Origin of the sequence: Vitreoscilla massiliensis (assembly GCF_001457815.1) — a bacterium.
Classification (GTDB): Bacteria; Pseudomonadota; Gammaproteobacteria; order Burkholderiales; family Neisseriaceae; genus Vitreoscilla; species Vitreoscilla massiliensis.
On the sequence record NZ_LN898221.1, the window covers coordinates 105,197 to 116,950 of the forward strand.

The 11,754-nt window shown below is 48.2% G+C and carries 11 protein-coding genes and 1 pseudogene; 9 read left to right on the plus strand and 3 right to left on the minus strand.

Features of this window, described 5'->3' with window-relative positions; all coding sequences use genetic code 11:
- Positions 1-243: 243 nt before the first annotated feature.
- Together glnD and cca are read right to left on the minus strand one after the other, a co-directional pair.
- A complete protein-coding gene (glnD, locus tag BN3003_RS12020; protein WP_058356915.1) occupies positions 244-2,811 on the minus strand; it encodes a [protein-PII] uridylyltransferase in 2,568 nt (855 codons plus the stop codon).
- Positions 2,812-3,296: 485 nt separating this feature from the next.
- Positions 3,297-3,929, minus strand: a pseudogene (cca, locus tag BN3003_RS19345) (multifunctional CCA addition/repair protein); the annotation flags it as partial.
- Between the two features lie 270 nt (positions 3,930-4,199).
- On the opposite strand from cca, the gene BN3003_RS12030 reads away from it, so the two are divergent.
- The 9 genes from BN3003_RS12030 (at position 4,200) to BN3003_RS12070 (ending at position 10,630) form a co-directional block, all read left to right on the plus strand.
- Positions 4,200-5,117, plus strand: a complete 918-nt coding sequence (locus BN3003_RS12030; RefSeq protein WP_058356917.1) for a branched-chain amino acid ABC transporter permease — start codon at positions 4,200-4,202, stop codon at positions 5,115-5,117.
- A gap of 16 nt (positions 5,118-5,133) precedes the next feature.
- The gene (locus BN3003_RS12035) at positions 5,134-6,252 is read left to right on the plus strand and encodes an ABC transporter permease subunit (protein WP_058356918.1); all 1,119 of its coding nucleotides are present in this window, start codon (positions 5,134-5,136) and stop codon (positions 6,250-6,252) included.
- Positions 6,253-7,023 carry an ABC transporter ATP-binding protein gene (locus tag BN3003_RS12040; protein ID WP_058356919.1) on the plus strand — a complete coding sequence of 257 codons (771 nt, stop codon included), beginning with the start codon at positions 6,253-6,255 and terminating at the stop codon, positions 7,021-7,023.
- Positions 7,020-7,730 (plus strand): ABC transporter ATP-binding protein, encoded by a 711-nt coding sequence (locus BN3003_RS12045; RefSeq protein WP_058356920.1) that lies wholly within the window; start codon positions 7,020-7,022, stop codon positions 7,728-7,730. Before BN3003_RS12040 ends, BN3003_RS12045 begins: the two co-directional genes overlap by 4 nt.
- Positions 7,731-7,977: 247 nt before the next feature.
- Positions 7,978-8,457, plus strand: coding sequence for a DUF4265 domain-containing protein (locus BN3003_RS12050; protein ID WP_058356921.1), 480 nt, complete (start codon positions 7,978-7,980; stop codon positions 8,455-8,457).
- Positions 8,458-8,542: 85 nt separating this feature from the next.
- A complete protein-coding gene (locus BN3003_RS12055) occupies positions 8,543-9,016 on the plus strand; it encodes a hypothetical protein (protein ID WP_058356922.1) in 474 nt (157 codons plus the stop codon).
- A gap of 14 nt (positions 9,017-9,030) precedes the next feature.
- Entirely contained in the window at positions 9,031-9,222 is a 192-nt protein-coding gene (locus BN3003_RS12060; RefSeq protein ID WP_147645428.1) for a hypothetical protein, read from the plus strand.
- Positions 9,223-9,452: 230 nt separating this feature from the next.
- Positions 9,453-10,139, plus strand: a complete 687-nt coding sequence (locus tag BN3003_RS12065; protein ID WP_058358041.1) for a 2OG-Fe(II) oxygenase — start codon at positions 9,453-9,455, stop codon at positions 10,137-10,139.
- 272 nt (positions 10,140-10,411) lie between these two features.
- Positions 10,412-10,630, plus strand: coding sequence for a DUF1090 family protein (locus tag BN3003_RS12070; RefSeq protein WP_058356924.1), 219 nt, complete (start codon positions 10,412-10,414; stop codon positions 10,628-10,630).
- Between the two features lie 102 nt (positions 10,631-10,732).
- Here BN3003_RS12070 and trxB read toward each other — a convergent pair whose 3' ends face one another.
- Entirely contained in the window at positions 10,733-11,686 is a 954-nt protein-coding gene (gene trxB / locus BN3003_RS12075; protein ID WP_058356925.1) for a thioredoxin-disulfide reductase, read from the minus strand.
- Positions 11,687-11,754 lie beyond the last annotated feature (68 nt).

The window sequence follows — 11,754 nt, forward strand, 5'->3', positions numbered from 1 at the left end:
TTGCATGCATTCAAAACAAATATGCTGCTAAAACAGAATCTCTTTGTGAGTGATGGGTCAGCGGATTTGATAGGGCATACCGCTGAAGCAGAAAGCTTGAGCTTTAATGAGAACCGACTACATCCTGATATCTATATGAATGAGCTGTTAGATAGATGATTTTGTCGTCGATGACTGTCAACTCACTACCCGAAAATGAATGTTTACAGGCCGCTTATATCCCTTATAAGCGGCCTGTAAAGCTTAAGATGCCGCCAAAATGTCTTCCAAGGCTTGTTTCAATTGCAATTGGGTTTTGGTGTCGGCCAGTTTGCCGGATTTGAGCAGGAACGTGTCTTCTACGCGTTCGTCCAGCGTCATCACATGCGCGTGTATCATGCTGATGTCCATGTCGGACAAAATTTTGGCGATGTTGGCGAGCAGACCGCGGCGGTTGGCGGTGACGATGTTGAGCACGTACACATCGCTTTCTTTAATCACATCTTCTTCAAACAAGGTGATGCGCGGCGCCACATGCGAGTGGCGGATGCGGCGTGAGGCCTTGCGTGGCGCTGGAATGGGGATGAATTGTCCAAGGATAAAATGCCCCAAAGTCGCTTGCAACATTGCTGCAATCTCAGGATATTCGTCCACTTCGCTGCCTTCGGGCAACAATAGGTGAAAAGTGTCCAAAATAAACTGATGGCCGGTGACATAAGCGCGCGCAGCAGCAATGTCCAATTGGTGTTGGCTGAAAATGGCGCACAGCTGCGCAAACAACTTCGGCGCATTCGGCATAAACACCATCACCTTCAGCGATTTTAATTCGGTGTCGATTTGGATTTGCGCTTGCGGCTCGTTTTCACGGCCTATCAACTTGCTCACATGCCACAAGATGTCTTGTTTTTCGTGTCGTACCCAATAAGATGGGCCCAAGATGTTCCACAGGCTGCGCTGTTGGCGCTCGTTATAACCCATGTCATCCAATAAGGTGATGGCGGCTTGTTGGCGGCGGCTGACGGTAATGCGCTGATTGCTGCCCAAACCCGACAGCGTGCGCAGCGAGGCTTGGAACAGGTTTTCCAATAAGCCGGCTTTCCAGTCGTTCCAAATCTTAGGATTGGTGCCACGCACATCGGCCACGGTGAGCAAATACAAGGCGATTAAGCGGTCGCGGGTTTTGACATGGGCGCAAAAGCGGTTTACCACTTCGGGGTCGGAAATGTCTTCTTTTTGCGAGGTGGTGGACATGATTAAGTGGTCGTTGACCAACCAGCACAGCAAATCGGTTTCGTAATCGGTGAGGAAATGGTCTTTGGCAAATTTGCGCGCATCGGCCACACCCAATTCGGCATGGTCACCACCACGGCCTTTGGCGATGTCGTGGAACAGCGCGGCCAAATAAAGCACGGTTTTGTAGGGGAAACTCGCCATCAGGCCGGAAGCAAACGGCAATTCGTGGCTGTGCGCTTCTATTGCCAAACGGCGCATATTGCGCACCACCATTAAGATGTGGTCGTCCACTGGATAAATATGGAACAAATCGTGTTGCAACAGGCCGACGATTTTCGCCCACGGGCGGATATAGCGGCCTAGCATGCCGTACAGATTGAAAAAGCGCAAAATGTGCGTTAAGCCAGTGCCACGACGGAACATGGAAATGAACATCTTGCGGTTTTCGCTGTCGGCATAAAAATCTGGGCCGATTTTCTGTGCCGCCTGCCACCATGCCCTAAGCGTGCGTGGGGCGATTTGGTTGATGTCGTTGTGTGACTGCATCACGCGCACGATGTTGAAGATTTCATGCGGTTGTTGCTTGAACAGCTTCACATTGAGCACGGCGATGGCATTGCCGACTTGGTAATACTTGTCGTCGATTTCATAAACATTGCGCGGCAAACTGGAAAACACCCGTCCTTTGAGCATGGGCAACAAAATGCCGTTGAGCTGTTTCACCGTTTTGGTGGCGCGGTACATTTGCTTCATCAGCTGTTCGCTTTTGATGCTGGACTCATTGTCTTGGTAGCCCAAGCGTTCAGCCACTTGGCGCTGCAAATCAAAAATCAAGCGGTCTTCTTCGCGGCCGGCCACCAAATGCAATTCGATGCGCATGCGTGCCAATTGCTTGTGGCTGTGCATCAATAAGCCCGCTTCGGCGCGGGTGAGGATGCCTTCGTGCACCAAAGTGGGGAAGTGTGGGCGCAAGCCTTGCGCCTTGGCCAACCACAACATGGTATGCAAATCGCGCAAGCCACCAGGGCAAGTCTTGATATTCGGTTCCAATTGGCTGGCGGCTCCGCGCGCCTTGTAATGGCGTTGGCTTTGTTCCAGCAATTTGCCTTCGACGAAACCGGCAACATCGCGTTGTAAATTCAGTTGCGCCACGAATTCGTGCGCCAATTTGTGATTGCCACAGACAAAACGGCCTTCTAGAAATGCGGTATCGCTGGTCAAGTCTTCGGCAGCGGCCTGTAACAATTGCACCGTGCTGCCTATCTTGGCCGCAGGTGCCAAACCGATGTCCCACAATACCTGCACAAAACGGGCAATGTCTTGCTCGTCCTCAGCGCTCAATTCTTCGGCGCTGACGATGGCCAAGTCCAAATCTGATTGCGGGTACATTTCTTGGCGACCATAGCCACCGGTGGCGAGCAAACACATGCGCCGATTGACAAAGCTTTCTTGCCATAAGATGCCCAAGCAGCGGTCGAGCTCGGCGCCATAGCGGCGGAAAAACATCGACGCTTGGCGGTGGTGCAAATAGTCTTCAACAATGTGTTGTTTGCGTTGTTGCAATTCTTGGTGAATATAGCTGATCAATTCTTGGTTCATCATAAGGCGGTACTCGCTAAACTGAGTGAGATGGCTTGTAGGCGCGCAGTGCGGATGTTGAGGGGAATAGTGGCTTTGTCGGCCGATGTGGCAGCAATGGCGGCAACGTCTACGGCCAAACACGCTGATAATGCTTGTTGCCACGCCGCTTGCGGTGGCGGCAGTTCGGCCACCGTTGTCATGATGTGCGCTGCCTCCCAAGCCGCTTGCCAACGCTCAGGGCGACGCCACACATCACAGCGCTGGAACACCGTTAACACGGTCTCGGCATTCAAGGCTTCAGTTTGTAACAGCGCAGGGTAGGCGGCCTGTAACACATCAGCGGCATCGGCGCAGTCTTTGGGCACGCGCAGGTGTTGATGCAGGGCAGTCAATGGTGTGGACACATGCACACACATTAAAGCATACGACAGGCTTACAGGTCGCTGTTGTTTTGCAGCCAATATCAAAGCCTGCATGGTTGTCGACCAATACGAGGTGTGCTCATATAAAGCCGCCAATTCGGGCAGAATTTTCGCCAAGGCACCGGCTTGTTGCAATACCTCAAAAAAGCGCTGCGGATGCGGCTCAGACAGAGCACGCGACAGCTCTTGCCACACGCGTTCCGCTACCAAAGCATCGACTTCGCCAGAAGACACCATTTGCTGCATTAAAGCCAAGGTTTCAGCGGCAACACAATAATTGTAGCGGGCAGCAAAGCGGGCCACGCGCAAAATGCGCACAGGGTCTTCGGCAAACGCCGTACTGACGTGGCGCAAGATGCCGGCCTGTAAATCGGCTTGGCCGCCATAGGGGTCGATAATATTGCCGTCGGCGTCTTGCGCCATGGCATTGATGCTCAAATCGCGGCGCGCCAAGTCTTGTTCTAAGGTCACTGAGGCATCGGTATTGAATTGAAAGCCGTGATAACCGACGGCGGTTTTGCGCTCGGTGCGCGCCAATGCATATTCTTCATGGCTTTGAGGATGCAAAAACACCGGAAAATCTTTGCCCACTGGGCTGTAGCCCAAAGCCAACATCTGTGCCGGGGTGGCACCCACCACCACCCAATCGCGGTCTTGTACACACAAGCCCAGCAAACCATCTCGCACCGCACCACCGACCAAGTAAACCTGCATATCACTGCCTTCTGTTTTTAGCTATTACAATTGGATATAACTTGTATATTTACAATAAGCCTGTATATTACTGCCAAAATCAAGGGTTTGATGGGTTTTCTGCGATGCAGCAACAATTTTTTGGTTAATTTAATTTTAATTAGGCAAAGAAGTGTGCTATTTTTTCGCATGACTAGGCTATTTCCGCGACATAAGTGGAAAAGTAACCATAAAAATCGAAACAAAAACGACACATGGCAAAGGAGCGAGATCTTGACGTCGGAAATTTTCATGCAATTGCTGTTAAACGGGCTGGTGGTAGGCTCGATATACGGCTTGATTGCCCTAGGCTATACCATGGTGTATGGCATTATGGGTTTGATTAACTTTGCGCACGGTGAAGTGGTGATGTTCGGTGGCATGATCTGCATCAGCATCCTCACAGGTTTCATCGGCATGGGCATACAATTGCCTGGGTTCGCTCTGGTGTTACTGGCCATGATTTGTACCATCCCCGTGTGTATGGCCATCGGTTATACCATGGAATTGGTTGCCTACCGTCCTTTGCGCCGCGCCCCGCGTTTGGCGCCATTGATTACTGCCATTGGCTTGTCCATCGTGTTGCAACAAGTGGCGGTGATTATTTGGGGCACTTCTTATGTGAAATTCCCTGCGATTTTGGATCACACGCCGATTACCATCATGGGCGCCGTGGTGACCAAGATTCAAATTCTGATTGTGGTATTGTGCTTCGCCATCATGTTTAGCATGCTGGCCGTGGTTAACAAAACCAAATTGGGTCGCGCCATGCGTTCTACCAGCCAAAAACCGGATGTGGCACGTTTGATGGGTGTGAATGTGAACTGGGTGATTTCGATTACCTTTATGTTGGGTTCGGGCTTGGGCGCCATCGCTGGCGTGATGCACGCGGCCAACTACGATCAAATTCACTACACCACAGGCTTTATGATCGGCCTGAAAGCCTTCTGTGCAGCAGTATTGGGCGGTATTGGTAACTTGACTGGTGCGGTGGTTGGTGGTTTGGTTTTGGGCATAGCCGAAAGCTTTTTTGCCGGTACGATTTCCAGCATTACCAACGGATTCTTGGGTTCTAACTACCAAGACATCTTCTCATTCTTCGTGTTGATTATGGTTTTGGTCTTCCGTCCTAGCGGTTTGTTGGGCGAAAAACAAGCCGATCGTGCTTAATTAGGAGGGAATACAGATGCAAAAAAACAATCCCGCCTTAAACATAGGCTTGAATATTGTGCTGTTTGCTGTGCTGATTGTGTTGCCATTTTTCATCGGCAATATGTTTGGTAATTCGTGGGTAAACTTGCTCAACTTTGCGTTGATTTATGTGATGTTGGCCTTGGGTTTGAACATGGTGGTGGGTTTCGCCGGCTTGCTCGACTTGGGTTATGTGGCCTTCTATGCCGTTGGTGCTTACACCTTTGCCTTATTGTCTTCACCGCATTTGGGTGCCTTATTGGGCAACGAAGGTTTGCACCTGCCTTGGTACATCACCATTCCGATTGGCGCCTTACTGGCCGGTTTGTGTGGCGTGTTATTGGGCACACCGGTATTGCGCTTGAAGGGTGACTATTTGGCCATCGTGACTTTGGGCTTTGGTGAAATCATCCGCATTTTCATGAACAACATGAGCCAACCGATTAACATCACCAATGGCCCACAAGGCATTTCCAGCATTGATCCAATCATGTTTGGTGATTACAAATTGAGCTCAGGCTTTGAAGCTTTCGGCAATTCTTACCCCAAAGCCTATGCTTACTACTACTTGTTCTTGATATTGGCCGCTTTGATTGTGTTGTTCTGCAGCCGCTTGCAATACTCGCGCATCGGTCGCGCTTGGGAAGCGATGCGTGAAGACGACATTGCCGCACAAGCAATGGGCATTAACATCCGCAACATGAAATTATTGGCTTTCTCATTGGGCGCCTTGTCCGGTGGTATTGCTGGTGGTTTGTTTGCTTCTTACCAACGTTTTGTGTCGCCAGAATCGTTTACCTTGATGGAGTCGGTGATGATTCTGTGTATGGTGGTTTTGGGCGGTATGGGCAATATCCGCGGCGTCATCGTCGGTGCCATCTTGATTACCTTTATTCCTGAAGTGTTGCGTGAATTTGCCGAGCCTGTGCAACAATCGCTGTTTGGTAAGGTGTATTTGCCAACTGAAAACGTGCGCATGTTGTTCTTCGGTGTGGCTTTGATTTTGATGATGTTAACCCGTCCACAAGGTATTTTGCCGGCCAAACGCCGCGCATCTGGACTGAAAAAGCTGTTGAAAGACGTACAGCCATCAAAACCAACAGGAGAGGCATAAATGTCTGAAACATTGTTAAATATCAAAGGCATCGTAAAGCGTTTTGGCGGCTTGACCGCGCTCAACGATGTGGGTTTGCACATCAATAAAGGTGAAGTGTACGGTTTGATCGGCCCGAATGGCGCCGGTAAAACCACCTTGTTTAACGTTTTAACCGGCCTGTACGTACCTGATGAAGGTGAATTTACCTTTGCTGGCCACAATTTGTTCCAAGTGAAACCGGATAAAGTGGTCAAAGCCGGTATTGCGCGTACCTTCCAAAACATCCGTTTGTTTGGTGAGATGACGGCCTTGGAAAACGTGATGATCGGTCGCCACACCCGCAGCCATGCAGGTGCCATCGGTTCGATTTTGCGCACACCGCGTGTCAAAAAAGAAGAGGCCGCTATCGCGCAAAAAGCCTATGACTTGCTGGAATACGTGGGCATCAGTGATGTGGTCGACGAGCAAGCACGCAATTTGTCTTACGGCCACCAACGCCGTTTGGAAATTGCCCGCGCTTTGGCGTGTGAGCCCAAGTTATTGGCTTTGGACGAACCCGCAGCCGGCATGAACCCATCGGAAACCGAGGGCTTGAAACACTTGATGAGCAAAATCCGCGACGACGGTGTGACCATCTTGTTGATTGAGCACGACGTAAAATTGATGATGGAATTGTGTGACCGCATCGCGGTTTTGGATTACGGTCAAAAAATCGCCGAGGATTTCCCAGAAGGAATACGCACCAATCCTCGCGTGATTGAAGCCTATTTGGGAGCATCGCACGAATGAGTTTATTGAAAATTGAAAATTTGAATGTCAACTACGGCGGCATTCAAGCGGTCTCCGACCTGAACATGCACATTGAACAAGGTGAATTGGTGACCTTAATCGGTGCCAATGGCGCGGGTAAAACCACGACTTTAAAAACTATTACTGGTTTGGTGAAACCGAAATCGGGCACTTTGTTATACCAAGACCAAGACATTCGCAAAACTGAGGTGCACAAATTTGTCAGCCAAGGTTTGGTGATGGTGCCCGAAGGTCGCGGTATTTTCCCCAAACTGACGGTGGTGGAAAACTTGGACATGGGCGCGTTTTACCGCAAAGACAAGGCGCAAATACAGGCCGACATCGAATACGTGATGACGCTGTTCCCACGTTTGAAAGAACGTGCCAAACAATTGGCCGGTACTTTGTCAGGCGGTGAACAACAAATGGTGGCGATGGGTCGCGCGATTTTGTCCAAGCCGAAATTGTTGTTATTGGATGAGCCGTCTATGGGTTTGGCACCGATCATCGTGCAACAAATCTTTGACATCATTCAAACCGTACACAAAGAAGGCGTGACCATCTTGCTGGTAGAACAAAATGCGAAATTGGCTTTGCAAATTTCCAATCGCGGCTATGTGATGGAAAGCGGCAAAATCACCATGGCGGACAAAGCCGATGTGCTGCTGAACGACCCTCGTATCTTGAGCGCTTATTTGGGTGGTTAAACCACATTAACGCAGCAAGTGAATTAAAGCGGCCTGTAATGATTTACAGGCCGCTTTTTGATATTTGGCTGCTACAGATTAAAAGATTCTCTTCATTGTTAGGCATAGCATCGCGGAGCAAAAGAATGAGTGTATCTCTAACATGATTAGCTATGATTACTGTTGACAGAACAATTGCTTAGATTATGATGAAACCAGTACTCTAAGAACGATGGATGAAAATAACGCTGAAATGCTGAGGTAAGCAATGGAAAAAGTGCATTTTGAATTGGAAGTGGATGAAGAGGGTTATCCGCCAGTCAATTGTGAGCAAATAGACTGCGAGCGTGTTGAGGGCGATGTGTTTGTGGTCAAATACATGCCGTTTTACAGCAAGGAGGTTGCACTTGGTGACCTTATTTTCACTGAGTTAATTCAACATGAAAGGCTGTTTAAAAAAGTAAAAAGTCACAGCGATAACAGCACCATCAGAATTGTATTTTATGAAAATAAGCCTCATCAAATCAGTGCAATTCTAAATGAATTATCAGAAAAAGGCCTTGTGCATGAAAAATTTTCTGAACAGTTTTACGCACTCAATCTTCCCAAAGGCATAGACATTGTCAAAATATTACGCTATCTGGAATCATTAGAAAACGAAGACATATTAAGCTATGAAGCTATGAAGCTGGTTATTTGGTGCCATCATTTGGTTTGCAGAATTACATTTTACAAAAATTGGGATTGAAACAAGAGAATTAGTTTGCTCAGCTTACAGGCCGCATTTTATGTTGATACTGACTCCAAAAAAACTGTTTAGATAGAATCTCACCATGAAAAACCCCTTACACTGTCTGCTGGTTCTGAGTTTGGCCACAACCATCACAGCGTGTGACAGTGGCAGTGCTGGCAAGGCCAAAAAAGACGCGGAAGAGGTGTATGACTATCGCAACGAGCGTTATCAAGATTTTTATTCACGGTATATGCGCAAAACCAAAATAGACTATCTGATAATTACACCTCAAGTCATACGTAAAAAATTAGGTTTAGACCCAACGCCCGATGATGTGTTTGCGAGGGTGGATATTGAACGCGTTAAGCCATCCGAGCAAAAAACATTAATAATCAATAATTTGAATAATCAAGAGGAGATTTTGGCGTATTACAATCGCAACGGGACGACGTTTGCACCATGTAATGTAATAGACCAAGTGGAACACTTTTTTGTATCGAAAATACACAATCGCCCAAATGGAGTCAAAGATACTTTTATGTTCCCACTGAATCCATCCAATTTAAGCACATGAATCAGGTCATTTCCATGTCTTGCAGTGAAGTTCACCATGAAAAGAATTGCAATGTCTACAACCACCTCAATGCGCCTTACAATGTCAGTCTTTCGATACATTTCACCGACCCACAAAACTTTTTCTATATCATGCCGTATGTGGAGCAGCATTTTTATGAAGTCACTGGCGAGCACATTTGGCAAACTTTGCCCAAACCGGATTAAGCATCCGCAATAAAGCATGCTCTGTTTGGCTGAGCTTAGGTCTAGATTCATCGCTTTAATTAAATCTTTAAATTGACGCAAATTGTGTGATAGCAATGCTTACAGGCCGCATCGCTGTGTTTATAATGCTGCAATATTGATGTGATGCACACCTGCAATACTCTCCTGATCTAGCTGCGCTTCTGGCAGCAAGATTTTTCAACAGCGAAACAATGAATGGCGGTTTTACGATGTTAGGGCAAGCGCATGAGCAATACGCGGCCGGATTGATTGGGCCTGGCGATAATGAAATCAACACTTACGAAGCAATCATTGCGGCCTTGGCGGCGCAAGATTATTGCATCTCGGATGCGTTTTTTTCGCACAGCGAGGTGGCGCAATTGCGCCAGAATATGTTGCTGCAATACCAGCAGCAAGATTTTCACCAAGCCGCGATAGGCAATTTAGACCATGAGCAAGTGGTGCGTTCGATACGCGGTGATCAGATACACTGGTTGGATGAACGCACACACAATGCCGTGGAAGCGATTTTTTTTAATAAGGTCGGTCAATTCATCCAATACCTGAACCAAACCTGTTACATGGGCATAGAAGAAAGCGAATTTCATTATGCGGTGTATACCGAGGGCACGTTTTACCAAAAACACGTCGATGCCTTCCAAAATGATGACAGACGCACGCTGTCCATGGTGTTGTACTTGAATGAAGAGGATTGGCAAGACGATTTTGGCGGGCAGTTGACACTGTATTTGCCAGATGGCAATGGGGCCGAACAAGAGTTGAATGTGTTGCCCTTGGTCGGGCGCTTGGCGATTTTCAACAGCAAGACCATTCCACACGAGGTCAAACCGGTGAAGCACACCCGTTACAGCATTACCGGTTGGCTGAAAACTCGGCCTATGTCGCTACACATTTGAAACCACGCTGAGCGTGGTTTTTTTTGGACTGTATTTTAAGCGAGGATAAATCATAGGTGTGGATGACTGGCGTTTTTAATTTGTCGTTTGAAACAGATAAATGCGGCCTGTAAAGGTTTACAGGCCGCATCTGCGGTTTAAAATCACATATCAGCACTTCATATTTGTTCGCAAGTTTCTAAACTTGCACCAGCGGGCAATAGCACAGCGGCCATATTCAAGTAGGTGCCACTAGGTTAAACTGCCTAAACACTTTTTTGGAGGAGTCACACATGATGCGCACCTTGTTCACCGCCATATTGGCCTTGAGTTTGAGTCTGTTTTCTTGGAGTACACTGGCGCAAGAAAAACCTTCTTGCGCCAGCAAAATTCAAAAAATGCGACTGAAGTTGGAACAAGCCAAAAAAGACAACAATCACTACCGCATTACTGGCTTGGAAAAAGCCATTGCCAAAACCACCGAGTATTGCCGCAAAAACGGCAAATTGTGATGCCGCATTCCTGCGGCAATGTTTCACAGTCATGATGCAGAGGCAATAAAAAACGCTTAATCCTAAGATTAAGCGTTTGCTTGCTGTTTATGCGGCCTGTAATTAATTCAAGCCATCCAAATAGCGTTCTGCATCCAAAGCCGCTTGGCAACCGCTGGCGGCGCTGGTAATGGCTTGACGGTAAGTGTGGTCTTTCACATCGCCTGCAGCCCACACGCCGGCGATATTGGTCAAACCCACGTTGTCGGCAGTGCCGCCTTGGGTTTTCAAATAACCGGTTTCGTCCATGTCCAATTGGCCTTTGAAGATGTCGGTATTCGGTTTGTGACCGATGGCGATGAACACGCCAGCCACAGCCAAATCTTCGGTGCTGCCATCATTGAATTTCAAACGCGCGCCGTTCACGCCTTTGGCATCGCCCAAAATTTCATCCAAATTGGCATTCAATTTCAAGGTGATTTTGCCTTCTTCCACACGTTTCATCAATTTGTCTATCATGATTTTTTCAGCACGGAAGGTTTCGCGGCGGTGTATCAAAGTCACGTGCTCAGCGATGTTGGCCAAGTACAAGGCTTCTTCGACTGCGGTATTGCCGCCGCCGACGATGGCAACGTGTTGGTTTTTGTAGAAGAAACCATCGCAAGTGGCGCAAGCAGACACGCCTTTGCCGGCAAAGGTTTCTTCGCTAGGTATGCCCAAATACTTGGCAGAAGCGCCGGTACAAATGATCAAGGCATCACAAGTGTAAGTACCCATGTCACCGGTCAAGGTGAACGGACGGTTTTGCAAATCCACTTGGTTGATTTGGTCGAAAATCATTTCGGTACCAAAGCGTTCTGCATGGGCTTGGAAGCGCACCATCAAGTCTGGGCCTTGCACACCCTCAGCATCTGCGGGCCAGTTGTCCACATCGGTCGTGGTCATCAATTGACCGCCTTGGGCAATACCGGTAATCAAAGTGGGCGCCAAATTGGCACGCGCCGCGTACACGGCAGCGGTGTAACCGGCTGGACCTGAACCCAAAATAATCAAACGGCTGTGTTTGCTATCAGACATTCCAAACTCCTTGGTAATAAAGTAATGAATTGATTTTGGCTATTGTCGAAAAAAAAGCCCGTGCTGTC